Below are 24,808 nucleotides of genomic sequence, written 5' to 3' on the forward strand. Positions count from 1 at the left end.
CATTCAACATCATATTAATCCTTTTTTTTCTTGTCCCTCTTATCCCAGTCAGGTATGACTTTCACTTTTGCCCTTTCCACAGCCAAAGACCCCTCCGGTACGTCCCTGGTTATCGTGGACCCGGCGCCGGTAACCGATCTGGCGCCTATTTTCACAGGCGCTACCAGGTTGGTATTGCTCCCGATCAGCACGCCGTCATCAATCATGGTCGGCCATTTATTGCGGCCGTCGTAATTGCAAGTAATCGTACCGGCCCCGATGTTTACGTTTTTGCCGATGGTAGCGTCGCCGACATAGCTTAAATGGGGCACTTTGCTGCCGTCACCGACAACTGACTTTTTAAGCTCGGAATAATTGCCTACTTTTACCTCCCGTCCCAGGGTGTTGCCGGGACGCAGGTGTGAAAAAGGGCCGATGGAACAGCCGTCTTCCATGCTGCTGTCGGTAACAATAGAATTTTGAATGGAAACACCATTGCCCACGACAGCGTTTATCAGGCGCGAACCGGGGCCAATGTTACAGTCCTCTCCTATAACCGTGCTGCCTTCAATAAAAGTAAACGGATGGATTACCGTATCCCGCCCTATCTTCACCTTTCTGTCAACGAAAGTGGAATGCGGGTCGATCACAGTCACGCCGGAGATCATTAAATCTTTTAAAATCCGCCCGCGCATGAAGCGTTCCACTTCAGCCAGCTGCGCACGGTCGTTTATGCCCGTCAGCTCCATTGGGTTTTCCAGTGTTACCGCGCCTACCCGCCTGCCGCGCCTGACGTTCATCTCTATAATATCGGTAAGGTAATACTCTCCCTGGGCGTTGTTGGGTGAAAGAGTGCTCAGGTCTTCAAAAAGGCCTTCAGATTCAAAACAGTAAACACCCGTGTTAACCTCGTTGATCTGCTTTTCTTCAGGTGAGGCGTCCTTTTGTTCTACAATTTTTACAACTCCGCCCTGGTTATCCCTGACGACCCTGCCGTACCCGGCCGGGTCCTCCATAATCGCGGTCAGGACCGTAGCCGCCGCTCCGGATGAACGGTGGCTCCGGATAAGATCCAGAAGGGTCCTGGATTCGATAAGCGGTGTGTCGCCGCACAGCACAAGCAGCCGGCCTTTGAAATCACTCAAAAAAGGACCGGCCTGCATCAATGCGTGAGCCGTTCCCAACTGTTCTGCCTGGTGAGCAACCTGTGCCCTGACTCCAACTTCGCGGGCAACCACATCAGCGCCGTACCCAACAACAACTATTATTTTTTTGACTCCTGCGCCCACGGCGGAATCTATTACATATGAAAGCATCGTGCTGCCGCAGACATTGTGCAGGACTTTTGGCAATTTCGATTTCATCCTTGTGCCTTTACCGGCGGCAAGAATGACCGTCGCCAGATCCATCCGGCGACCTCCTTTATACAAACATAATTTTCTATAAAAACTATAACATTATACCCGATGTTATAAGTCTATTCAACAAAAAATTATCAAACCCTTTAATTTTTGAAACAAACCTTTTTGAAACAAAAAGAGAGCTCGCGGCTCTCCCACAGTGATCCATTAAAAGTTATTGGCTTCTTCATATGCATTTAATACAGCGCTTTGGATTACTTCCCGGGCTGAAGATGTGATCGGGTGCGCTATGTCGCGGAACTCTCCATCCGGGGTTTTTCTGCTTGGCATTGCCACAAACAAACCGTTCTGCCCCTCTACCACTTTAACATCATGGATAACAAAGGCATCATCAAAGGTTACTGAAACTATAGCTTTCATCTTTCCCTCACTTAATACCTTCCTTACCCGCACATCAGTGACTTGAATGAAAACTCACCACCTTCCACGCTGTTTACCCCTATTGCTGTTATGTTCTGCATATGTTGCCAATTTCCTTCTTATTTCCAATAATTTAAGAAAATTTTTCCTTAATTATGAAATTATTACCGGGGTATAGTTATTGCGTGTCAGCAGTGACATTATTTCATCAATATGTTCCCTGTTCCTGGTCTCCAAAACCAGCTCTACTTCAGCCTGTTTCAAAGGGATAGTTGGCCTGATCCGGTCATGCGAAACAGAAATAACGTTGGCGCGGGCGGCCGCCGCCAGGGCCAGCAGCCTGCTCAGGTTGCCCGGCTGATCAGTCACCAGGGCGCGGATGCGCACATAGCGCCCCGTTTTGGCCAGACCGCGTTCAATGATGATGGACAGGATGTTGACGTCTATATTACCCCCGCTCAAGAGGACGACCGTCTTGACGCCCGCCAGGTGGGTTTTCCGGTATAGCAGCGCCGCCAGGCCGGCGGCTCCCGCCCCTTCAGCCACTATCTTGGACCTTTCCAGGAGCATCAGGATGGCGCCGGCAATCTCTTCATCGTCAACAGTGACGATTTCATCCACACAGTCACGTATAATCGAAAAGGTCAAAGCGCCCGGTTTTCTAATCGCAATGCCGTCGGCAAACGTGCAGGTGCTTTCGCACTCCACCAACTTTTGCTCTTTTAAAGAAAGGTACATGGCCGGGGCGCCGCCGGCCTGTACGCCAATGACGCGTATACCCGGCTTGAAATGCTTCAGGGCATAGGATACCCCCGCGATCAGCCCCCCTCCTCCAACCGGGATTATAACCGCCCCTAAATCCTGAATATCATCCAGCAGTTCCATGGCTATGGTGCCCTGGCCCGCTATCACATCCGGGTCGTTAAAGCTGTGCACAAAGGTGGCCCCGCTTTTTTCCTGCAGCTCAACAGCACGGGTGTAAGCCTCGTCATAACCGCCTTCAGCCAGTACTACCCGCGCGCCGTATCCCTGGGTCGCCATAATCTTGGAGATAGGGGCGCCGGACGGCATCACAATGGTGCAGGGCAGCCCGGCCCTGGCGGCGGCATAGGCCACGCCCTGGGCATGGTTTCCGGCGGAGGCCGCGATCACACCGCGCGAGCGCTCTTTATCGCCAAGGCTCATCACTTTGTTATAAGCCCCGCGTATTTTAAAGGAGCCCGTTTTCTGCATATTTTCCAACTTCAGGTAAACAGCGCTGCCGCTCATCTCGCTGAAGCTGGTGGAATAGTCCAGCGGGGTGTGATAAGCAACCCCGTCCAGGCGCTTTCTGGCTACTTCTATTTTCTCAATGGTCAGTGCCGCCTCTGCCATGATAAACCCTTCCCTTGCATTCCTCGATCTGCCAGAAATAGTATTGGACCCCCCCGGTTTTTTTATTCTAAGGAGGTGTCGTGTCCGCTTCACTACAGCCATACGTTGGGAGAGCCTGCTGAAATACGTGTCACGAGACCGTCCCCTTGCACGCCTGTAGGTCGGGTTTTAACCCGCCAATCCAATCGGGGACATTCCTCGCATGCAGGAATGCCTGTGAGAAAGGGGTGTCCCCATTCCGCTGAACGGCTGATGCCGCACCTACAATTCTCACGTCGCACGTCTCAACTCTCATATCTAATTTGGTGTGACCCGTTCCTCTGTTTTGTTACCGTTAAACACTGTCAACAGCCTGTTTATATACATTATATGCCCTGCTCCTGGTAACACCCGGCAGGCTTAGTATAATCCTGTTCATCATGGTATTGTTTTCAGCCACCAGGGATAGCTCCAAAGTGGCAACTCCCCTGGCGCGGGCACGCCTGGCGGACTCAATGATCAAAGCCGCTTCCAGCCCTTTCAGCCGGTACCGCGGGAGTACTGAAAGAACGGCCAGGCGGGCGTTTAAACCGCCGGCCGGACCCGAAAAAAATTTTTGTTGGACCGGGCAAAACACCAGGCAAAGGGCAGCCGGCATACCGTCAAGTTCGGCCACCAGGATTAATGACGGGTCGTAATGTCCCCTCAGTTTCTGCCAGATAGCGCTTCCTTCCTCCGGGGACAATGCTGCATAGCCCCATATTTCATGCATTGAACCGTTGTGGATGCGGGAAAAGATCTCCCCTTCACCATCCGGGTCATTAAAATTTACAGGCCTTAATACTAATCTCCCGTTCCGTACTGCCCGGGCCGCAACCCGGACCAATCTCTCCGGCGGCGGTTGGCGCAGGTCGTAATGGTAACCGAAAAGGGTTACATCAGTCTCCAGGCCGCTCCGGGCTAAAAGGGAGGAATAATATGGAGGGTTGTAAGGCATGCCGGGATGGTGATAGCCGCTGAAGCCACTGGCAAGGAGCCCCAGGCGTTCGTGCGGGGTTAAATCCACCGGGCCTGTCATCCGGGACCTGCCGCGGTCTGCCAGCCACCTGGCCGCTGCTTTTATGAGCGCCCCGGCCACAGCGGTGTCATTTACCGTCTCGAAATAGCCAAAATAGCCGGAACCTGCATCTGGAACGCTATGGTTGACACAGGCGGCTATCCTTCCCACCACCTGCCCTTTCCTGAGAGCCAGAAACGGCTGGGCTTCCACCCTGGAAAACAACCTGTCAAAGTGCGGGCTTGACCTTTCAAGTACCGGAAAAGAGGGTGCCCTGTAATAATTCCCGTAAATATTCCGGGGGAAATTGTTAAAGAACTGCATGGTCCTCTGCGTCAAGACCTCGGTTACTTCAACAGCCATGAAATCACCTGGCTTTTTAACCACACTATGCCGGGAGTTTGCGCTTTGCCACAAAAATATAAAACCGGTTAATTATAACCGGTTTAGATTCGGTCGTCGGACGCCGGGAAAAACAAAAACCCTCCGGTTTATCTCCGTTAGGTTTGTCGCAGGTGCGGTTGAAACCGCACAACATCGCCGTCTAAATCCAACCCTACAGGTGGCAGCTTTTAATAGCAAAGAAGGAATGTAGTAAATACCGGCATCCGACCTCTCACGGCCAACGTCTGAATTGTGCGGCTTCAGCCTGACGTCTTTGGCGGGTTAAAACCCGCCCTACAAGGCCGAGGAATGTCCCCTATGGTCTTTAACGCCAGTTCAAAATCGCCCGGCTTGTCCACATCCACACCTACTTCAGGGTGTTTAGAAATTACTACTACTCCTTTAATCCCGCCCAGCAGCTGGGAGACCTTTTCTTCAGCCTCTCTCAGGGTAAGCGAGCGCATCAGGAACTTTACTACAAATTTCAGGCCCAGCAAACGGCAGAGACCAATGGGGCTTTTGCGGAGGTTAATAATCTCCCGGCCGTTTTCAACACATTTCTTAAATACGGCGGGATTGAGCAAGAAAAGGTTCCCCCCGGTAAAAGTCCCTTCTTTTAATTTTACATATGTCCGTGTGGTACCGGGAAATTTGCTCTCCACAACAGCTTTCCCGATAACGGGATAATACAAGTCTCCCGACATATCGCCACAGAGCCCAAGAAAATCATCAACGGCCTGGGGTGTCAGCAGCGGAATGTCCGATGTCACCAGCAGGATCCTTTTCTCTCCGGGCAGCTTTTCCAGTCCGGCCTCGATATTCTCTAAGATACCGCCGCATGATGCGGCCGTTGATGTCCTGCTGTCAAAGGCCAATCCGGAAAGCTCGTCAACAGGGCCAATGATTAAAACCCTGTTGACGTTCCGTGCTTTCAACAGCGCATCCACCACGTGCTCCACCATTGTTTTGTTTCCTATCGGTATCAACGCTTCATGGCGGGCCGGACTGCATTCTTTTAAAGGGCCGTTGTTGGTGCTGCCGGCCAGGACAACGGCATCTACCATTAAGCTTCTTCCTCTCTTATCGCATTTAACAGGTTTTGTTCGGCGTTTTCCATGTGCTCACTGGCCAGTTTACATGATAAGTCCACATTGCGGTCGCATATGGCTTCAATTATCTTCTTATGCTCATATACGGCAATTCTAAGCCGGCCGGGGACGGACAAGGAAGTCAACCTGAAACGGCTGATCTGTTCCGACAGGTGGGTAATAATCTGTTTCAGCCGGTGGTTGCGGGACGCCCTGTAAATTAACTCGTGAAATTCATTGTCTTTTTTTACAACGGTTAAAATATCTTCCTCGCCGCTGATTTGAAGGATGACCTTCTCCAGGTCCTCCATCTCTTCCTCGGTAATCCTTTCCGCCGCCAGGCCCGCCGCCAGCCCTTCCAGAGCAGATCTCACTTCAAAAACATCCGCGATATCTTTAACTGAAACACCGGCCACATATGCTCCCTTGCGGGGAACCATCACCACGAAACCTTCCAGTTCGAGCTTACGAATAGCCTCCCGCACAGGAGTGCGGCTTACCCCCATTTCTTCCGCCAGCTGGATTTCCATCAGGCGTTCTCCGGGCTTAAGCCTGCCCAGGATAATCGCCTCCCGGAGGGATTCGAAAACCATTTCCCTCAGGGGTTTGTAATTATCCAGCTTAATCGGAACCAGTCTTGGTTGTTCCATGCATTGTCCCCCCTACTCTCCATATATACCAAAACACATACAAAAAACTATTTTTATTTTAACTCCCCGCGAACATTCCTGCAAGTGTCAACCCTTTTGTTCATCGACAGTAGCGGTTACAAACACTTCTTCACCATCACTTTTATAACGGGCGGCAATGTCACTGGCCGATTCGACGTCCCCGGCCAGTCCAAAAACAGTGGGGCCGCTGCCGGACATAAGCACTCCCAGTGCGCCTGCACTGGTTAATTTTGCTTTTATCTGCCGGATTTCTGGGTACATCCTGATTGTTACCGACTCAAGGGCGTTGGCCAGGTTATGTGCTATACCGTTAATATCTCTGTTTGTAATAGCGCCGACCATGGCCAGGTTATCCGGGCGTTTCACCTCCGGGCCTGCCGTATAAGCCCGGTAGACTGAGGCCGTGGAAACGCTGAAGCGCGGTTTTATAAGGACCAGGCCCAGGCGCGGGCAGGATGGAAGCTGCTCCAGCCGTTCTCCCCTGCCCCGGGCCAGGGCGCTGCCGCCCAAAATGCAGAAGGGCACGTCTGAGCCCAACTGCTCACCGAGCGACATCAGATCTGATAGAGAAAGACCGATTTCCCATAATTCATTCAGCGCTTTAAGCGCCGCCGCGGCGTCGGCTGATCCTCCGCCCAGGCCGGCCGCCACCGGAATTGCTTTTACCAGCCGGATATTTACGCCGGCCCTGATTTTACCGCGCCTGCGTATAAGTTCAGCCGCCCGGCAGACAAGGTTATCAGGCCCGGCCGGCAGATCACCCCCTTCAACTGTAAGAGTGATATCCCTGCCGGCCGGAGTGAACTCAAGGTCGTCATGCAGTTCTATCGACTGCATGACCATTTCCACTTCATGGTACCCGTCCGGTCTCTTCCCGAGGACATCCAGGGTCAGGTTGATTTTGGCCCTGGCAGCAGCTGCAATCGCCATAAGAGACATCCCTTTCTTTCAGTAAATCAGTTAGCTGCCAGGACAAAAAAATCCTCTATATAACAATAAAATTACTTAACATGCCGGCAGCCTCATATGATTTAATAAGAATCTATTGAAAAGGGGGCAAATCTTACCTATGATGCGATCTTTAAGCAGCCAGATTTCTATAAATCTTGCGAACCGTCGCCTTTCCTATAACGAGGGCAACCGGCTGATAAAGGCCTACCCGGTGGGCGTGGGCAAGCCTTCCACACCTACACCAACCGGCAGGTATTCAGTAGTAAGCAAGATTGTGCAGCCGGGCGGCATGCTTGGCACCAGGTGGATGGGGCTGTCTGTCTCAACCGGCAACTACGGCATCCACGGCACCAACAACCCTGCTTCTATCGGGGGCTATGTTTCAAACGGGTGCATCAGGATGCACAACCAGGATGTTGAGGAGCTGTTCCCGCGCGTTGTAATCGGCACACCGGTAGAAATCATACTGGGAACAGGCGGGACAAAACCGGTTAATACGCCCGGCAACCCACAAGGCGGAGGGGTTATCCACACTGTGCGGTCCGGTGAAAGCCTGTGGGATATCGCCCGCAAATACGGCAAATCTTTAGATCTCATTATCCAGGTTAATAAAATCTCTAACCCTGATGTTATTTTCCCCGGACAGCAAATAATAATCCCATAATCTGTAGAAACCGGGCCGTGTTCCGCTTCAAAAATCTAATATCATTTGGTCTACCGCCTTCTCCCGCCTAATATTATTGATTTTAGGCACTCTTAAATAAAGGGGTGGGGGAATGGGCAGCATTGTAATAATGGGGCTGATTGCCGGTCTTGGAACATGTCTTGGCGCAATTCTTGTAACATGCTGCGGGCATTTGCGCCCGCGCACCCTCTCCCTGCTGCTTGGCTTCGCCTCCGGGGTAATGGCTTCTGTTATTATCTTCGATCTGCTTCCTTCTTCTTTGAATTACGGAAGTTTTATTTTTACCCTAGCCGGATTTCTGGGTGGGATCGGGCTTATGTTTATACTGGACCTGGCGCTCAACATCTTGTACCCGGCCACTTTGAGAGGAAAAGGTTACCTGAAGATGGGCTTCCTTATCGCCACCGGCATAGCGCTGCACGACCTGCCGGAAGGGCTGGCTATCGCAGCGGGGTTTGCCGCGGCTGAAAAACTGGGCCCTATACTCGCCTTCGCCATAGGCGTCCATAACATTCCCGAGGGGATGGTATGCGCGGCCCCTTTAAGAGTCGGCGGGCTCGGCGCCGGACGGGTGCTGCTGGTGAATGTCCTGATCAGCCTGGTAACGCCCCTGGGCGTGTTTATCGGGCTGATACTGGTAAAGACCTCCTCTTTGTTTATCAGCCTCCTCCTGTCCTTTGCCGCCGGAGCTATGACCTATATCGTGCTGCACGAGCTGGCGCCGGAATCAAGGCGCAACAGCAGTTTTCTCGCTTACCTGGGGATGCTCAGCGGCCTGCTGCTGATTATTGGTTTAAACATTATCGTTTAAGGATCAGCCAGGCCCCTCCGGCCATCAATAATGTCCCCAGGACATTGTAAAGGCTGAACGGGATTTTGTTCATGCCGAACAGCCCCAGGTGGTCCACCAGCCCCGCCGTAAATACCTGGCCCAGGACGATGGCGGTAGTGGCCGGCGCTACTCCTACCTTTGGAATACTCAGGACTACACTATATATAATTAAAACACCCAGTAAACCGCCCAGGTAGGAATACCAGGGAGCCTTAAGGATGTCGGTCAGGCAGCCGTCCCCCAGCTTGCAGATAAAAAGAAGCAGCGATACCAGCAAAAGCCCGGTAAGGTGCACGATAAAGGTGGATTCCCACAACCCTATCACCTTGCCCAGGGCTGAATTAATAGTGCCCTGAATAGCCATAGCCACACCGGAAAGCGCGGCTATCAACAGGGGTAGTATTTTTATAGGCATCCGTCAACCTCCTTTTTCTTATTCCTTTCCATTTTTACAGCCATTATTCCACAGACCTTGCAGGATCAATATCCGTTAAATATACGGCCGCTGTAACAAATTGCCACATTAAAACATAAAATGATCAAGAATATGGAGGTGTGTTACTTTGAAACGTCTATTTAACCCCATGCTTTTTTTGATGGCCAATACTCCTGATGTGGAAAGAAATATGGAACTCCTGACATCCTTGCTCCAGACGGCTGCCGACTCGGTTAAAAATATTAAAAGCGGCTTTGATAGTTTTAACGCGACTATTATTAAAGTAGCCGAGAGCATGCCGGGCACCCACCTTAATGTGAACAAACCCGCCGGCCCGACGAAACCGGCCGTCCAAACAGAAGCCCCCGCGGAACCGGCGGTTGACTTCGATCCGGTACCCTCTATCCAGATGCCTTTCGAGGAGGTTTAAAACAACACAACAACAAAAACAGGGCGCCGTTTTCGGCGCCCCAAGTTTTAAACAAAACAATTTAAAACAATAACATTAAAACAATACAGGATATTATTAACAAGTAAACCTAAATAATAAAATTAAAAAGAAATCCTGTAAATCTTGATAATCCTGTAAATCTAGTGATAGATTGTTTTAATTGGTTAAGCTTTTTTGCGGTCGTCAAGCGGGTCCCACTTCATGATTTTTGGCGCTTCCCGCCTGGCTTGTTTCTCCTCCCCGGCTGTTTTTGCCGCGGCGGCGTTTTCCTTTACCCCGGCAGCGGGCTGGCCTGCCCCGGCCGCCGGCTGGAGGGCGCCACCACCCTCGTGCCCCGGCGGCGCCTTGGAGCCGCTGCCCAGCATTCCGGCCATCATGCTCATCAGGCTGTTCAGATCAACGTGCTGCCCGAGGACGCTCAGCATATTTAAAAGCGTCGCGGTATTGATTCCCTGCCCTGCCGGTGTGCTGCCGCCGCCCTGGCCGCCGAGCATTTTCATCATTATTCCCATCAGGTTCTCCATTGACTGGCCACCGGCCGGAGCCGCCCCGGGGGATACCGGTGAAAGCGCGGGCAGCGCGGGCAGCGCCGCCGGGAGAGGAAGCGACAAATTTGCATTACCACCGTAACGGCGCCCGATAAGCCCTAAAATGCTCATCAAATTAACGGAGCTGATGTATATCAGCATTGTTTCCTGATCCAGGCCGTACCTGGACGTCTGCTCCAGAAGCCTGATTACCGGATCCTCCGGCACACTATCGCCCTTTATTTCCTCAGCCAAGTTTACCACTCCCTCAAACCATTTAAAACAACCCGGGTATATTGGGCAGGTTAAGTCCGCCTGTTATTTTCGCTATCTCAGTTTTAATCATTTCTTTCGATTGCAAAATGGCCCTGTTAAAAGCGCTGGCGACCATTATTTGCAGCGCTTCAGCATTGTCGGGGCTCAATGCGGCGGGATCAAACGCTACGCCCTGCACCTCCTGGTAGCCGTTTATCAATACACGGAATGCTCCTTCCCCTTCAGCAACCTCGATTGTCATTTGTTTTAATTCACCCTGAAGTCTCTGCAGTTCAGCAAAAATCGGCCCCATGTTCATCATCGGTTTTCACTTCCTTCTTATGTGGGTTAACACTCTTTGCTGGTGTAAAAAGAAAGCTGTTATACAACAGCTTTTTTTCAACAGCTTTCTTTTCCAGCTGGTTAAAGAAATTGTTTTTTATTAAGTCATCAAAGGTACGCATTCCAGTACAACATCGTCTATCTTGACCGTGTTTGTGTTGCCGGCCGCCGGAATAAAGGAGAAGCGGACCATGGCGCTGGTAGCGTTTGTATCTGTCACAGGCGTGGTAAACTGGACCTGGGTATATGCCCCATCCGGGATCCCGGTGCTGGTAAAAGTTTGCGAGCCGATTCCCACCTGGACACCGTTCTCATCAAAGAACACAACTTCAGCGTTGAGAGCGAAGGCGCTGGCCTGACCCAGGACATCCTCCGCGACCCAGAAGGTCAGCCTGTACTGGCGGCCGCCCACAATCCCGTTGGAGACCATCTGGAAAAGCGACCCGGGCAGCAGCGGGTTAAGGATCCCTAAATCCGCCGCGAACGAGCCGGAGTGCGCGAAAGTGGTTTGCTGGACATTGCTGCTGCCCCAGAACACCGGGTGGAACGGATCAGCCCAGTTCTCGAGGCCGCCGTCCCTGAGCCGGTTGCCTGCCGGGCAGACTTTCGGGCTCGGACAGATCTGCACGAATATCTGTTGGTCCTCAACAACCTTGGCGGTAAGCTGGACCACGGCAGTCTGGTGGAGCCGGCTGGCGCGCGGGAGTTCCCAATTTATATCCACGTCAATGTTGTGGAACTGGATGAAAACATCGTTCCTGTTTTTAACCCTTTTCATCTCTCTAAATTCCTGCATTTTGGAAAACGGCACGTCCTCGGCAAAATGCCTGACCTCATTATTTTTATTCACATAGAAGATCTGCTTGTGGATGGTGCCGCTGACAATAACCTTTTTAATCCATACTTCTCTCTCCGGACTTACCGTGGGAACTAAAATGATATCTCCGGATGAAAGTTGGTCCACAAATACCGGGGTGCCCTTCAGGTCACGGACGGATGCGGTGATATGATCTATTTTCATGGCCAGTTCGGGCAGGGTAATGGTGCTGTCCACCACCTGCTCCACATCTACAGCTTCGAGAACTACCGGTACTTTAATCTCAAGGCATCTTACCGTAGAGGGCTCAGTAAATAAAAACTGCGAAGGTACGGACATTCTTTAAAAACCTCCTTTTTAATATTTATTAGCCCATGGCAGGGCAGGGTATCTGTATTACCTGGCCGACTTCCAAAACATCCGGGTTGGTGATCTGCGGGTTTATATCCAGGATCATCTGGACAGTAACCCTGTTGGCCGCGGCAATTCTGGAAAGAGTATCGCCGGCCCTGACTGTGTACGGTGTCGGCGGGCAGGGTGTGGCGGTAGGTTCCGCTGTAGGCTCCACCTCAACCGGCGTGTAGACCATGGGCTGGGACATTTCCCAAACTGTGGCGGTAATCTTCAGCACCACTTCCGTATGCAGGTCCATACCGTCCTGGTCCACATTGACATATTCGGGATCAACTTCTACCTTTACTTTCATGTCAGACTCCGCGCCTTCGACAATCACAAAAGTGCGGAAATTAAGGCGTTGGTGCATGGCGTGGACTGCCTGGTCCGGCGCCGCGCTCACATAAACGATCTCAACGTCGGCATAGCCCCTGATTAATACTTTCCCGCTGAGAATATTGGTATCAGTTACTTCTGTATCTTCCACCCTGGTATCCAGGACTTTCGCAATATCCGGCTTTTCTTCCGGGACCTCCGTGGTTTCCCGCAAGACTACCTGGGTGTCCCCGGTGCCGATTTCCTGTTCGACTTTGAGCTGAATCCTTTCAAAACCTTCCTCGTCTTCCAGTTCGGTCGGGACATCTCTCAGGGTCCTTGTTTCGGTAACAAAAACAGTCAGCTGAATAATTACATCGGCGAATAAAGCAGGGTCTTTTATCAGCCCGGCCTCGGCGCTCTCTACCACCGCGCGCACCTGGACATTCATACCCGGCTCGGCTTCGGGCACTTCCACAAAGTCGCTGAACTTGATGGTGTGATGAAGGTCATGGACTGTTTGATCGGGCTTCATGGCTACATACATGATCTGGAGCCTGACCTCGCCCTCAACAATAACTTTGTTGGCAATTATCCGTTTGTCAGTTATAACGACCTCTGCTTCGGTGTTTAAAATTCTTTCCGCATCAGGCTTCTCTTCGGGCACATCAAACTGGTCGCTGACAATTATCTGCTTGGTTTCCCTTTCGCCTACCAGGTGTTCGACTGTGATGTCCTGTTCTTCCAGGGCTGTGTTGCCTTCAGGGGTCTCAGTGAGTATCTCGATCTCGTCTATATCAGTAACTTTGGCAAAAACACTGAGCACTGCCGCAACATCAAACTTACGAGGGTCTCTGGAACTCTGTGTCAGGCTCACATCCTCCACTGTAAACTCGACATCAACGTCATCCCCTGGCTCGGCGCCCGGCACGTCTAAAGAGCTGGTAAAATTCACACTGTCATGAAAAAAGTTGACAGATTGATCCGGCTTAAAGGCAACATAAGTCACCTGCAAGTTCAAGGTACCGTTCACGATAACTTTATCCGGAACGATGCTGACGTCTCTTACTTTTGCCTTTGCTTCTTTTGACAGGATCTTTTCTACGTCTGGTTTGGCTTCCGGAACTTCAATCTGTCCCCTGACTACGGCCTGGACTCTATTTTCACCCTGAACCAGATGGACTTTAAGCCGTTCGGTTTCAGCCATACTTAATCCTCCTTTCAAAACTTTTCTATACTAATATATGAGTGTGATACGAAAAAGTACCAAAAAGTGCAGTCAACCATTTAAAAAACGAAAAAAAGAGGACTAATGTCCTCTTCCTTTTATTGCTATTTATCCTTTTAATGTTAAATTTGCCATTCTTTTTTTAATGCATGTTTGTTAACTGAAACTACTTGAAATTATTCAATATTAAGTTATATTCCCTTAACCGGTGAACATCTGAACAAACATCTTGCCGTAAGGACCGCCGCTGATAACGCCGATTCCCACTTTTGTATAGTTGGTGTTAAGAATGTTGGCACGGTGGCCTGAGGAATTCATTAAATTGGTATGCGCGCTCTGCACGGTGGACGCTCCGGCCAGGTTCTCCCCGGCGTAGCTGTACCGCACCCCGTATGACTTCATCATATCAAAGGGCGAACCGTAAGTGGGCGAGGTGTGGCTGAAATATCCTTTGTCTATCATATCCTGTGCTTTCATCCGGGCCAGTTTGACCAGGGCCATATCCGCCTGCAGGGGGCGCAGCCCCGCTTTGGAGCGCTCCTGGTTGACCAGGTTGAACATGGTCTGCTCGTCCGCGCTCATGCCGCTCACTGTTTGCGTCGGTGGCGTCGTTGGCGTGGTCGGTGTCGTTGGCGTGGTCGGTGTTGTCGGCGTCGTTGGTGTAGTCGGTGTGGTTGGTGTCGTTGTAGTTGTCAGCGGTTTAATAAACATCTGGACAAACATCTTGCCGTAAGGACCGCCGCTGACAACGCCGATTCCCACTTTAGTATAGTTGGCGTTAAGGATATTGGCGCGGTGGCCCGGGGAATTCATTAAATTGGTATGCGCGCTCTGTACGGTGGGCGCGCCGGCCAGGTTCTCCCCGGCGTAGCTGTACCGCACCCCGTATGCCTTCATCATATCAAAAGGTGAACCGTAAGTGGGCGAGGTGTGGCTGAAATAGCCCTTGTTTATCATATCCTGCGCTTTCAGCCTGGCCAGTTTGACCAGGGTCATATCTATCTGCAGAGGGCGCAGCCCTGCTTTGGAGCGCTCCTGGTTGACCAGGTTGAACATGGCCTGCTCGTCAGCGTTCAAGCCGCTTACCGTTTGGGCCGGCGCAGTGGGCGTGGTCTGGGTAACAGTAGTCGTTTTTTGGCCGCCTGTAAACATCTGAACTACTATCTTGTAGTAACCCTGCGTTACAATTCCAACACCAATGCGGTCAAAATTTGTGCTGAGCATATTTGCCCGGTGGCCGCTGGAAGCCATTAACGCATTAAAAGCTGAGCTCACCGAAGAAGCCTTGGCCAGGTTTTCTCCCGCATAACGGTATTGAATTCCCGCCTTGCTCATCATATCGAATGCTGAGCCGTAAGTCGGTGAGGTGTGGCTGAAATAGTTGTTGGAAGCCATATCCTGGGCTTTAATTTTTGCCAGGCCGGACAGCGCCGGGTCATAGGTAAGATCAGGCAGTCCGGCGGAGCTCCGGGCCTCGTTTACAAGGTCTACCATCTGCTGTTCATCAGCCGTGAGGGCAGCTGCCGACGCGCTGGCCGGAGCAAACACGCTCATGGACAACAGAAACACTAAAAGGAACAGGGAAGCTGCGAATACTGCCGGTACCCATTTCGGACGGAATCTCATTTAATTTCCCCTTTCTTTTAAGCCTCCGGAGTTAGCTGACGGGTTCGGTAAAAGATAACCCTACCATTTGGGTCGTGGGTCGTGTGTCTGAGCAGTGAGATTCATGCATTAACACCGGGCCTTTTAGACCCCTTAATTCTGTCATTCATTCTCACGTCTCATTTCTCACGTCTCACGTCTCAATTGGATTCACCCCTGATAACTGGGTCCTCCGTACCTAAACTCTTTTTAGGATTCGGCCATGTTTTGAAGCACGTTTTCAGGTTAATTAACCGGAATACCAGTGAGACTTGAATTTGATATTTCTCACGGTCTTTTTAAACTCAAGAAGGCTATCCACTTTATATATACGTCTCTCGCTGCAATTTTGTGGCGATGAGCCGTGAACAGCAGGATAGTCCTATTGGGTCTGTTAAACCGTAGAAGATATCGCGATATTCTTATATCTCACTCTCAAATGGATTTACCCCTTAAAATGGGTCCTCCGCGCCCAATGATCTCAGGATTAGTCCTTGTTTTGAGATACATGGTTACAGGTCAATTAACAAAAAAACAAAAAGCTTGTACAAAGGAAAAAATGTACAAGCCTAATATATAAGAAAATGTCGCCCGGTGGCAAAGCCGGTATTTTCAGTATATCACGTATAATGTTAGCAGGACTGGCAGACTCCTGCGATATATTTATTATTGCTTTTAATTATTAAATAATGTTAAATGTTAACAATCTAAAGTTTTTTTCCCGATCCGGCCACAACAGCGTCTATTTTGACCAGCTTTAACAGCTCCCCGGCCTCCCTGGCGGCGCAACCGGTCAGGATTACCCTGGCCTGCCCGAGGGCGATCAGTTTCTGCAGGGTCTGGCATACACAATCTTCAAGTTTATTGTGCGGACTAAAGCTTCCCTCTCCCAGTCCCAGGGCGGCCAGAAAACCATTATTATAGCCTAGCGTGCTCCCTTCTGAGTATCCTTTTTCATAACCAGACTCAAAGCCCAGGTTGTATCCCAGGTGATAACCCATATTTTTCCCTGCGCGGTAGGCCTCCTCTTCAATCTTTTTATTATCTGGCCGGCTTTCCCGCGTTCCACGGGCATAGCCTTGCTCAAAATCCCCGGTGAAATTTTCGCCCATGGTCACCGCCCTTTCCTGCAATGGTTAATCCCTGAAAGCCGGCAAATAATACCCGGTAAAACAAACGATGCGTCAGCGGCCATCCGGATTTAATATCACGGCCGCCATCTTTTTATAGAATGGGGGGCATATAGCACAGCGCCCAGACCTTCTGTCAATACAAGGCACTCCAGCTCATCAACTTTTTCCACAAAACAAGTCAAAATAAACATCTTTTTTTTTAAACCCTTGCAGAACCTTTTGAGAAAAAGCTCATCAATGTTTAATAGCTTTCCCATTGTATGTTGAAACCCTTCCACCATAATAGTATAACGGCCGTCAGCCTGCTTATTGATTTCTATCTTAACAGGTGTTTCCCGGAGCTCCCCCGCTGACTTATCAATCCCTTCCAGGTACTGCCTGGCTTTCTTAACAGCTTCTTCCCTGTTTTTAAACGTGGGGCCGATGGCCGGGATATTTTCACATAAAAATGTTAACGCCATATCTCCTGAAACAATAGGCCGGTAAGCCATGTGATAGCCGCCCCCTCATTAAAACTCGATTGCCAGGCGATCTATAACATTGGATATCCGGTTAAAAATAGTCAACTTCTCTGATCCGGCAAACAGCAGGCCCACTACGTCCCGGTTCTCTTTAAGGACCAGGGCGCCGCTGTCACCCGGCTGAGACGGCATATTGGTGACAACCTGATCGGAGAACCAGATTTTTTCATCTTCTCTCATTTCAACCTGCAGGGTAGTGCCGACTGATTTTACTACGCCTTTGGTCAGGCCTGTGGTCCTGCCGCTTTTCTGCACCTTGTCGCCCGGCTTGGCTTCAGAAATTTCCCTGATATCACCTATATCCATGATGCTGGCCGTGGCTATTTCCATTGAATCCAGCTTCGCCAGGGCGCAGTCGACAGTGTTTTCAGTTTTAAAACGCTTATACAAGCGTATTTCATAATCCTTTTTTATCAGGTTCAGGATCCTGGTGGCCCCACTGGACACTGCCATCGCAACCGGGCAGTCTGACTTGGCAACGTTTTTTACCAGGGGAACATAACGGTACAGCGTCCCGATACGGTCTTCCAGCTTGCCGCCGTCGTATGGCCCGGGCTGCAGGATCGGGTCGCCCGTTTTGGCCCTGACTTCCTGTATACTGGAGCCGTTGGCCAGAACATGGTTATTCGAAAGGATCATCAACTGTCTGGTGGCTTTATCCTTTACAACCGCCCCCAGAGTACCGGCTGTGGACTTATAGTGGGCAACGCTTACCCCCGGCTGGCAGGGCCTTTCCCGTGTTGTGCGGACCCCGAGCATCCTGACCCTGCCAATTTCAACAACATCCGTTTCCAGCCCGTCTATTTTAGCCGGCACTATCTGCCCCCTGGACATTTCTGAGGGCTGCAGTTTTTTTTCAACATATACTATGAAAGCAGGTTCCCCTGTACTTTCTTCTCCGGTATATTTATAACCGACACCCACACCAACAACGTTTTTGAAGCTTAATATTTTACCGCGGCTCTTTTTATAGGCCTTGAAATAGCGATCCATCCGCTTTAATCCCCTCCTTTGGAATCCTACAACATCATATGCAGGACACTAAAAAGGGGTACTCGGCCTAATAAGGTGATTTAGGCACCCCAAACCTGTATTTGCCGCGTGTTTCCATACCACCGATGCCGTTAAAGCCTGTGATTGTGCCATTTATAATTTCTTTAATCGAAATCGGGTCGTAAATTGAAGTATAAGCGATTTTCTCAACTACAAAAACAGGATCATAGGCATGGATCATTACCCTCTGGGGGGAGCTTGCGAAATTAGCGCCAGCCTTCAGAATGGCCTCATAGTGCGACTGGCAGGCGCCGGCAAAAATAACAAGGTCATCCCTGCTCTTTTCATAGAGGCGGGCTGCTTTTACAGCTTCCACAAAAAATTTTGAGGAATAGTAGTTGTTGATATCAGCAAAATCGGTTTTGCCCTTTACAAAACCGTCATGTCCGGTCAGGACAAGCAGATCCGGAGTATGTTTTTTCAGCAGTTCTTCTACCATTGTATACTGCTGTTCCTCTTCGATATTGTAACCGTCAGCCGGAATGTTCAGCTGCCTGTATGTGGTTAAGCATAGATCAAGGTAGTCGCTGTCACCGTCTATATGCAGGACAGTCCCGGGCACCTCAAAACCGTTCACCCCATTTCCGTTGCTGGCCTTATTGTTATGCCCGTGCTGTACAGCCCTGCCGAAAACAAGTTCTCTGTCCCTTTCCCGCCTGGCGAAAATGCGGTTCATATGCTCGCTGCTTTTCATCGTTTGCTCGCGGAGGTGTTGGGCAAGTTCAGCCGAATCAATCTTCACCAAATCCTCCAGTGGGGAATCGGCAAATAATCTGTAGTGAATACCCTTGAGTTTGCAGTATTCCTTTTCTCCAATACCTCCATAGATATCCATAACTTTGAAATAAATGTCCTTATTATATGACTTACGCCCGACCACGTCGCCCTTTTTAATTTTTTCCATTATTAAGACCCCTTTTATTTTTCTATATCATATGAAATGGGGAACAGCGTTTGTGTATCGGCCAGGCAACATTTTAGCCCGATTTCCATATATTAGAGAAAAACCGAATGTTAGAGTCAAAACCGAGAGAAGGAAATACTTATGATTGCAGTAGTGATGCCTGTTAAAGACGAAGAGAAGCGCCTGAAAAAAACAATTGAAACACTTTTGTCAGTCCCTTCAGACATAATCATTCCGGTTATCAACGGGAGCAGCGATAATTCCTGCGGCATTATCCGCCAGGTCCGGTCGAAGCGGATCCAGCCCCTTTATTTTATAGAACCCCTCGGTATAGACGTTCCCCGGGCCATCGGGGCCAAAGCCGCATTGGACAAAGGCGCAGCGGCGGTACTCTTTCTTGACGGTGACATGAGCGGCGACATCGCAAAAAATCTAACCGATTTAATCTCAACCGTATATGATAACCAGGCCGATATGGCTTTGACCAATTGTTATCCCGGAAATCACATGGCGCGGCTGTCCAACTTGGCCTCTGATGTGTTGAACGCCCGGATCAGGCTTAACCGGGAAATCGGCCTGGAAGAAATTATAGGGGCGGCTTCGCCCAGCCATGGCCCTCATGCGGTATCCCGCCGTTTCCTTCTTTCCGTTCCGCTGCGTGAGATCGCCATACCCCCCGTATCCCTTGCCCTGGCCTCTAAGTACGGCCTTTCTGTTTGCGTCGGCACAGCCATACCCCATAATAAGCTGGGTTCACCCGGAAAGGACTCTGCGCACTCGGATTTAATCGCCGAGACTATTATTGGCGACTGTATTGAAGCTCTGCATGTTTATAAAAATACAAAAAGGCAGCGGTTGTCCGGTTCCGTGGAATACCTGGGTTACCACTCCCAGAGGCGGTGGGACCTGCTGGACCGGTTTATCGCCCAACCATGACAAAAAATTAACCCGGCTTAAAAAGCCGGGACAGGTTGTAGACAAAGTCTCCATGGTGTTGAATCCGCTTGGCTCCGTGCTTCGCGCCGAGTAAACTTAGCGCTTGCTTCGGGCTCAAATGGGCCGGCCTTCAACTCGCCATCCGGGCGATGAAGGCCTTTCGCTGACGTCCATGTCAGCTCACCCAATTTCGCAACCTCAGCTTCGCTTAGTTTACTTACGACGCTGCGCAATGGAGCAGTCGGTTTCAACACCATGGATTATCCAGTATTATTTTGTCAACACTCTGACCCGGCTTAAAAAGCCGGGATTAATTTTTATTTATTTATTCTCCTCAGATCCCACGCCTCATTTGGTGTGTTTGTCTGCCACAGTGGAGGCGCCGTAAGCCTCCGGTTTTATTTTTGCCCTGAAACCGCTGCCGGTGACCATGCCTACCACTTCGCGGATCAGGTCCTTCGTCTCACCATGGACACTTACATCAATATGGATTTCCACGTTCATGTCGTCCGGGTCTTCAAACCCGAAATCCGCAAAGTACTTATGCACCAGGCCGCCTACTTCCAGGCTTAGGGCCGTCTCGTAAAATATTTTTTGCCGCAGGCTTTTGATTTTGCGCTGCGTCTTCTTATGGTAAAAATAGCGCGCCCCTTTACCCAGCCGGTGGACGATAACCGCGGTGATAAAACAGGTCTCGTTTCTCACCATGGAGTCGGAGCCGATAATAATTTTGTAAGCCGATGTGGGGAGGTCCTTGATATATTTAATTATATCAGTCATCATTACCGAAAAGTGCATTTTCCCCTTGGAAGGACTGATAAAATACGTTTTCCCCACCTTCTTTTTACGTTAATGGGCTGCTATTTTGATGACACAATACGGCAAGCAACTTAACCGCTGACTTCTAAAATACTGTCTGTTAAAGAGGCAAACTCAGCCATACTTAAAGTCTCACCACGCCGCCCGGGATCAATGCCCGCGTTTTCCAGGGCGCGCAGGCAGGCCTCTCTGTCAATGCCAAGGCCGGACCCGGCCAGGGAGTTTAACAGCGTCTTTCGCCTCTGGCCGAAGGCTGACCTTACAATGTTAAAAAACATGTTTTCATCACGCACAACAACAGCCGGTTCAGACCTGACAGTCAGCCGGACCACCGCGGAATCGACCCCGGGTTTGGGGTAAAAAACCGTCCTGGGAACTCTGAATAGTATCTCCGGAACAGTAAAATACTGTACAGCCAGGCTCAGGGAGCCGTAAGTTTTGCTGCCTGGCGGGGCCGCCAGGCGTTCAGCCACCTCGGCCTGGATCATGATCAATATGATTGATATGTTAAAGCGCCCCAGCAACAGGTGCATTAAAACAGGACTGGTTATATAGTACGGCAGGTTGGCCATCAACTTGTACTTTTTGCCGCTGCGGCCGTATTCCCCCCCGGTGCTTTCTCCAACCAGCCGGTCAAAATCTATTTTAAGGGCGTCATCCAGTATCACTTCCAGGTTCTGTACACCCTCGAGCACTTCAGACAGAACTGCCAGCAGCCCGCGGTCCACCTCAACAGCTATCACCTTTCCCGCGGCACTGGCAATCTGCGCGGTTAAAGCGCCCAAACCCGGCCCTATTTCCACAACCAGGTCAGACTTTGCCAGTTCGGCCGAGGCAATTATCTTATTAATAATATTATTGTCAACCAGGAAATTCTGCCCCAGGCTTTTGCGGCAGGAGATGCCGTGGCTCTGCATGATATTGCGTATGGCAGCCGGCGAAGTTATCTGAATCAATCCTTGCACTCCTGACAGTTTATATAGTAATAATCTGTCATTCGACAGTTTCACAAATGTTTCCTTTTTTATTATTCCCGATTTTGACCCAAACAAAAAAAAAGGGCTTATGTGCCCCTTACAATTATATTTAATGTCCATAAAAAGTTTAAGGGCCTTGCCTTGCCGGCCCTTTAAATCAATCTATGATGTAGACTTTGACATTTCTTATGCCCCAGGACATTGCCTCATCGTGCGAGTCAAAGAAGAGGTCGATCCTGTTGCCTGTTATACTGCTGCCCACGTCAAGCGCCGTGGCGTAGCCATACCCTTCCACGTATAGCTCTGTCCCCAGGGGTATATAATCCGGGTCAACCGCTGCCACTCCATAGTAGGGAGCGACTCCGCTGCTGGTATTATACCCTGTGTGGGAGTATGCGGATGATAACATATCAACGGCCTCGGAATACCTTATATCTTCGCCGCCCCTGGACACTACCAGGCCGCTGCCCACCATGATTAACTTGTTAACCGGAAGTGTGATCGTTTCTCTCGAGACCAGCTGGCGCGCTACCTCAATGCCGTCCTTGTATTTAATGTTCCAGGTTTGCTGCTCTGTTCCGTCCCTGCCCTCCTCGGCAATCCGGGTGACGCCCTGAGGCAGGTTAACCGTGTGTTTCGTATTAGTTTCAAAACTCATAACCGCTTCCATTGATTCGGTTTTGGTAATGATCCTTGATACTATAACATTCATACCCTGAGTAATCGCAGCATCCCTGGCTGGACTCAGCTCGTCTTCCGGGCCGAGCACAACAGCTGCCTCCCTGAGCAGGTCATCTACCGTCCGGCACTGGGTCCTCACCGGCAAAACCTGCCCGTCCACGATTATGCTGACATCCGCCGCCCTGTTCACTGTCACAACCATACCGCTGACAAGCTGCGTATCTAATGAAGGTTCGACTATATCATTTTCTAACAGTACAAAACCTTTACTTTCTAAAACTGCGCCTACCGATCGGGAAAAGGTCCTGACTGCAACCTCTTTGCCGTCTGCGATAATTACCACTGAACTTTGAAAACAGGCGCATATCACCACCAATATTATTACCGCCGCAATCGAGACGGCAGCCCAACGGCTAAAAAACCCAGACTTCCTGTCGCGTAATTTTGTTAAACCTGCGCTTATCAAACAGTCCCGCAAAGATCTCCAACTCATCAAATGCCTCCTTTAAACAGGCCCGGCTCTCATCCATAAGGAAATTTTTCAACATAAAACTTATATAACCATTACCATTATTAGTATATCATCTTGCCCGAACCGGATATTTCCTAACACATTATTATTTTACAACAAGTTGGCAGTTTTGGGTAGGGTTAATTTATGTCGCATTTTATACACTTATGACATCAACAGAAAATCTTACTATTGTTTTAACAAAATTATAAAGAAGGAAAATATTAAACAGTGAAGAATTTTTTAGCTATTAGTTTAATATTGGTTGTCAATATATTAACAATATTGTCTTTTTTTAAGACATCATCATAATATTATTAAATCTTACACAATTTATAGTATAATGTGGTAACGACATGGAGGGAACAATAAAATGTTCAAGCCCAGGCTATACATTTTTCTGGCGGTCTTAGTGCTGGTCCTGGCGTTTACTGTCACCGGCTGCAGCAGCAGCAAAGAACCGGCCCGGCAGGATGAAAAAGTTATAAAAATCGGCTTTATCGGCCCCATTTCCGGAGATATGAAGACTTTTGGCGAGTCTGCCAGGAATGCCTTCAACCTGGCTGTTGAACAGTCAGGCGGCAAAGTCGGCGACTATAGCATTGAGACCATAATCCTGGATGACCGCAACGATGCCGCTGTTGCCGCCGACGTCGCCACCAGGCTGATTGCCGAAGATAAAGTTCAAGCGATAGTAGGCTCATTAACACACAGGACAACATTTCCCATATCACAGATAGCCAACGGCAACAAGGTCGTAATGGTTGCGGGCGCCGCGACAAACCCCGCCGTAACACTGGAGAACGGCGTGCGCAAGGACTTTGTTTTTCGCGCCTGCTACATAGATCCCCTTCAAGGCGCAATAGCAGCCAGGTTTGCCTCGAACAACCTTAAAGCCAAAACAGCCGCGGTCCTTTATAACAAGGAGGACAGCTATTACAACACCGGGCTGGCTGCCTCTTTTAAGGACACCTTTATAAAATCGGGCGGCAATGTCCTGGCTTTTGAATCATACCTGCAAAACGATGTTGATTTTTCAGAGAAGCTGAATAATATCGCCAGGCTGAAACCTGATATCCTGTACCTGCCCGATCTTCACCAGAAGGCCGGCCTGATTGCCAAACAAGCCCGGGAGAAAAAAATAAACGCGATATTTATTGGCGGCGACGGCTGGGACTCTACTGAATATGAAAGCGCCATGGAAGGCGGTTATTTCACTAACCACTTTTCAGCCAGTGACCCCCGGCCGGAAGTCAAAAAATGGGTGGAAGATTACAGGTCCAGATACGGCTCGGCTCCGGATGCCCGTTCCACCCTTTACTATGATGCCACCAACCTGCTTCTGAACGCCATCAAGGTCTCCAACAGCGACGACCCCGCCGTTATTAAGGATGCCCTCCAGGCAACCCGGGATTTCCCGGCCGTAAGCGGTAAGATTTCCTTTTCTGCTGACGGCAACCCGATAAAACCAGCGGCTGTCATGCAGGTAAAAGAAGGTAAGCAGGTTTACGTGACAACTATGACTCCCTGATGAGACGTGGGACGTGAGAAGTGAGACGTGAGAATAAAAAATTTTACCGGGTGCGCGTGCACCCGGTAGTTTTTTATTGTTGCTGATAATATATTTGTGTATTTATTTCTCTACAAGCTCGATCCCTTTTTCCATGAACCATTGCTTTAAGTAGTCCGCATATTTTTCATTTTGAAATTTGTACCACTGTCGGCGTTCGTCTTCGTAATCCATCAGGATCCTCCTGTACCTGGCATCTGTTTCCAGCTCACTTTCAAGCTGGCTTTTTAAATCCTGGTTCTCCAGAGTTTCTATGTAATCTTTTTTTACCTGCAAAGAAAACTCTTTTTCCAGCTTCGGCAGCCTGACGAACCGTTCCGGCTGCCGGTCAAGCTTCTTCATAATCTCTTCATGCTCGGGAAAATCCAGGGGTGAAAAGAACCTGACGTCACCCGTTTGAAGATCAATGTAGTATTCGGAGTGTTGGCTGCTGTTTTCAAAAGCATTAATAATCCATGCAGTTGTGACGGGTACCTGCCGCATTCACCAAACCCTCCTTTTACTTTTATCTAAA

General features: G+C 49.9%; 26 protein-coding genes and 1 riboswitch. Of the genes, 5 read left to right on the forward strand and 21 right to left on the reverse strand.

Features of this window, described 5'->3' with window-relative positions; translation table 11 throughout:
* Window positions 1-14: 14 nt before the first annotated feature.
* The 7 genes from glmU to ispE form a co-directional block, all read right to left on the reverse strand.
* Window positions 15-1,388 (reverse strand): bifunctional UDP-N-acetylglucosamine diphosphorylase/glucosamine-1-phosphate N-acetyltransferase GlmU, encoded by a 1,374-nt coding sequence (gene glmU, locus ACOBQJ_RS11815; RefSeq protein ID WP_421071974.1) that lies wholly within the window; start codon window positions 1,386-1,388, stop codon window positions 15-17.
* Window positions 1,389-1,547: 159 nt separating this feature from the next.
* Entirely contained in the window at window positions 1,548-1,808 is a 261-nt protein-coding gene (spoVG, locus tag ACOBQJ_RS11820; protein ID WP_421072101.1) for a septation regulator SpoVG, read from the reverse strand.
* A gap of 105 nt (window positions 1,809-1,913) precedes the next feature.
* The gene (gene ilvA, locus ACOBQJ_RS11825; RefSeq protein ID WP_421071975.1) at window positions 1,914-3,134 is read right to left on the reverse strand and encodes a threonine ammonia-lyase; all 1,221 of its coding nucleotides are present in this window, start codon (window positions 3,132-3,134) and stop codon (window positions 1,914-1,916) included.
* 334 nt (window positions 3,135-3,468) lie between these two features.
* Complete coding sequence (locus ACOBQJ_RS11830) at window positions 3,469-4,557, reverse strand: hypothetical protein (protein ID WP_421071976.1); 1,089 nt, start codon at window positions 4,555-4,557, stop codon at window positions 3,469-3,471.
* A 257-nt stretch (window positions 4,558-4,814) separates the two neighbouring features.
* The gene (locus tag ACOBQJ_RS11835) at window positions 4,815-5,618 is read right to left on the reverse strand and encodes a nucleotidyltransferase family protein (protein WP_421071977.1); all 804 of its coding nucleotides are present in this window, start codon (window positions 5,616-5,618) and stop codon (window positions 4,815-4,817) included.
* Window positions 5,618-6,292 carry a GntR family transcriptional regulator gene (locus tag ACOBQJ_RS11840; protein ID WP_421071978.1) on the reverse strand — a complete coding sequence of 225 codons (675 nt, stop codon included), beginning with the start codon at window positions 6,290-6,292 and terminating at the stop codon, window positions 5,618-5,620. The genes ACOBQJ_RS11835 and ACOBQJ_RS11840 overlap by 1 nt, the downstream gene beginning before the upstream one ends.
* Window positions 6,293-6,379: 87 nt before the next feature.
* Window positions 6,380-7,243, reverse strand: a complete 864-nt coding sequence (ispE, locus tag ACOBQJ_RS11845; protein ID WP_421071979.1) for a 4-(cytidine 5'-diphospho)-2-C-methyl-D-erythritol kinase — start codon at window positions 7,241-7,243, stop codon at window positions 6,380-6,382.
* A gap of 139 nt (window positions 7,244-7,382) precedes the next feature.
* Here ispE and ACOBQJ_RS11850 point away from each other — a divergent pair, with 139 nt between their 5' ends.
* Together ACOBQJ_RS11850 and ACOBQJ_RS11855 are read left to right on the forward strand one after the other, a co-directional pair.
* Complete coding sequence (locus ACOBQJ_RS11850) at window positions 7,383-7,928, forward strand: L,D-transpeptidase family protein (protein ID WP_421071980.1); 546 nt, start codon at window positions 7,383-7,385, stop codon at window positions 7,926-7,928.
* A gap of 112 nt (window positions 7,929-8,040) precedes the next feature.
* Complete coding sequence (locus ACOBQJ_RS11855; RefSeq protein WP_421071981.1) at window positions 8,041-8,760, forward strand: ZIP family metal transporter; 720 nt, start codon at window positions 8,041-8,043, stop codon at window positions 8,758-8,760.
* Here the strand turns inward: ACOBQJ_RS11855 and ACOBQJ_RS11860 are convergent.
* Complete coding sequence (locus ACOBQJ_RS11860; RefSeq protein WP_421071982.1) at window positions 8,750-9,196, reverse strand: DMT family transporter; 447 nt, start codon at window positions 9,194-9,196, stop codon at window positions 8,750-8,752. The genes ACOBQJ_RS11855 and ACOBQJ_RS11860 overlap by 11 nt on opposite strands.
* Before the next feature lie 148 nt (window positions 9,197-9,344).
* Here ACOBQJ_RS11860 and ACOBQJ_RS11865 point away from each other — a divergent pair, with 148 nt between their 5' ends.
* On the forward strand, window positions 9,345-9,647 hold the full coding sequence (locus tag ACOBQJ_RS11865; protein ID WP_421071983.1) for a hypothetical protein: 303 nt from the start codon (window positions 9,345-9,347) through the stop codon (window positions 9,645-9,647).
* 185 nt (window positions 9,648-9,832) lie between these two features.
* On the opposite strand, the gene ACOBQJ_RS11870 is transcribed toward ACOBQJ_RS11865, so the two are convergent.
* The 9 genes from ACOBQJ_RS11870 to yabG form a co-directional block, all read right to left on the reverse strand.
* Window positions 9,833-10,450: a hypothetical protein gene (locus tag ACOBQJ_RS11870; protein WP_421071984.1), complete on the reverse strand. Its 618-nt coding sequence runs from the start codon at window positions 10,448-10,450 to the stop codon at window positions 9,833-9,835.
* Window positions 10,451-10,472: 22 nt separating this feature from the next.
* Window positions 10,473-10,772: a YbaB/EbfC family nucleoid-associated protein gene (locus ACOBQJ_RS11875; protein WP_421071985.1), complete on the reverse strand. Its 300-nt coding sequence runs from the start codon at window positions 10,770-10,772 to the stop codon at window positions 10,473-10,475.
* A gap of 120 nt (window positions 10,773-10,892) precedes the next feature.
* Window positions 10,893-11,948, reverse strand: a complete 1,056-nt coding sequence (locus tag ACOBQJ_RS11880; protein ID WP_421071986.1) for an SPOCS domain-containing protein — start codon at window positions 11,946-11,948, stop codon at window positions 10,893-10,895.
* Window positions 11,949-11,976: 28 nt separating this feature from the next.
* A complete protein-coding gene (locus ACOBQJ_RS11885; RefSeq protein WP_421071987.1) occupies window positions 11,977-13,524 on the reverse strand; it encodes a DUF3794 and LysM peptidoglycan-binding domain-containing protein in 1,548 nt (515 codons plus the stop codon).
* A 222-nt stretch (window positions 13,525-13,746) separates the two neighbouring features.
* Window positions 13,747-15,171 carry a CAP domain-containing protein gene (locus tag ACOBQJ_RS11890; RefSeq protein WP_421071988.1) on the reverse strand — a complete coding sequence of 475 codons (1,425 nt, stop codon included), beginning with the start codon at window positions 15,169-15,171 and terminating at the stop codon, window positions 13,747-13,749.
* A gap of 5 nt (window positions 15,172-15,176) precedes the next feature.
* A riboswitch (cyclic di-AMP (ydaO/yuaA leader) is annotated at window positions 15,177-15,422 on the reverse strand.
* 474 nt (window positions 15,423-15,896) lie between these two features.
* Window positions 15,897-16,322 carry a hypothetical protein gene (locus ACOBQJ_RS11895; protein WP_421071989.1) on the reverse strand — a complete coding sequence of 142 codons (426 nt, stop codon included), beginning with the start codon at window positions 16,320-16,322 and terminating at the stop codon, window positions 15,897-15,899.
* A 74-nt stretch (window positions 16,323-16,396) separates the two neighbouring features.
* Window positions 16,397-16,813 (reverse strand): hypothetical protein, encoded by a 417-nt coding sequence (locus ACOBQJ_RS11900; RefSeq protein WP_421071990.1) that lies wholly within the window; start codon window positions 16,811-16,813, stop codon window positions 16,397-16,399.
* An 18-nt stretch (window positions 16,814-16,831) separates the two neighbouring features.
* Window positions 16,832-17,836 carry a hypothetical protein gene (locus ACOBQJ_RS11905; protein WP_421071991.1) on the reverse strand — a complete coding sequence of 335 codons (1,005 nt, stop codon included), beginning with the start codon at window positions 17,834-17,836 and terminating at the stop codon, window positions 16,832-16,834.
* A gap of 67 nt (window positions 17,837-17,903) precedes the next feature.
* A complete protein-coding gene (gene yabG / locus ACOBQJ_RS11910) occupies window positions 17,904-18,800 on the reverse strand; it encodes a sporulation peptidase YabG (RefSeq protein ID WP_421071992.1) in 897 nt (298 codons plus the stop codon).
* A 141-nt stretch (window positions 18,801-18,941) separates the two neighbouring features.
* Here yabG and ACOBQJ_RS11915 point away from each other — a divergent pair, with 141 nt between their 5' ends.
* On the forward strand, window positions 18,942-19,736 hold the full coding sequence (locus tag ACOBQJ_RS11915; protein WP_421071993.1) for a glycosyltransferase family 2 protein: 795 nt from the start codon (window positions 18,942-18,944) through the stop codon (window positions 19,734-19,736).
* A 348-nt stretch (window positions 19,737-20,084) separates the two neighbouring features.
* On the opposite strand, the gene ACOBQJ_RS11920 is transcribed toward ACOBQJ_RS11915, so the two are convergent.
* The 3 genes from ACOBQJ_RS11920 to ACOBQJ_RS11930 all read right to left on the reverse strand — a co-directional run bounded on the left by ACOBQJ_RS11920 (window position 20,085) and on the right by ACOBQJ_RS11930 (window position 22,706).
* Entirely contained in the window at window positions 20,085-20,519 is a 435-nt protein-coding gene (locus tag ACOBQJ_RS11920; RefSeq protein WP_421071994.1) for a ribonuclease H-like YkuK family protein, read from the reverse strand.
* A 107-nt stretch (window positions 20,520-20,626) separates the two neighbouring features.
* Window positions 20,627-21,511 (reverse strand): 16S rRNA (adenine(1518)-N(6)/adenine(1519)-N(6))-dimethyltransferase RsmA, encoded by an 885-nt coding sequence (rsmA, locus tag ACOBQJ_RS11925; protein ID WP_421071995.1) that lies wholly within the window; start codon window positions 21,509-21,511, stop codon window positions 20,627-20,629.
* A 178-nt stretch (window positions 21,512-21,689) separates the two neighbouring features.
* Complete coding sequence (locus ACOBQJ_RS11930; protein WP_421071996.1) at window positions 21,690-22,706, reverse strand: ubiquitin-like domain-containing protein; 1,017 nt, start codon at window positions 22,704-22,706, stop codon at window positions 21,690-21,692.
* A 391-nt stretch (window positions 22,707-23,097) separates the two neighbouring features.
* Between ACOBQJ_RS11930 and ACOBQJ_RS11935 the strand changes: the two genes are divergently transcribed.
* Window positions 23,098-24,255 (forward strand): ABC transporter substrate-binding protein, encoded by a 1,158-nt coding sequence (locus ACOBQJ_RS11935; protein WP_421071997.1) that lies wholly within the window; start codon window positions 23,098-23,100, stop codon window positions 24,253-24,255.
* Window positions 24,256-24,357: 102 nt separating this feature from the next.
* Here ACOBQJ_RS11935 and ACOBQJ_RS11940 read toward each other — a convergent pair whose 3' ends face one another.
* On the reverse strand, window positions 24,358-24,777 hold the full coding sequence (locus tag ACOBQJ_RS11940; protein ID WP_421071998.1) for a UPF0158 family protein: 420 nt from the start codon (window positions 24,775-24,777) through the stop codon (window positions 24,358-24,360).
* Window positions 24,778-24,808: the final 31 nt, after the last annotated feature.

The organism is Pelotomaculum propionicicum, from assembly GCF_048984525.1.
In the GTDB taxonomy this organism is placed as follows: domain Bacteria; phylum Bacillota; class Desulfotomaculia; order Desulfotomaculales; family Pelotomaculaceae; genus Syntrophopropionicum; species Syntrophopropionicum propionicicum_A.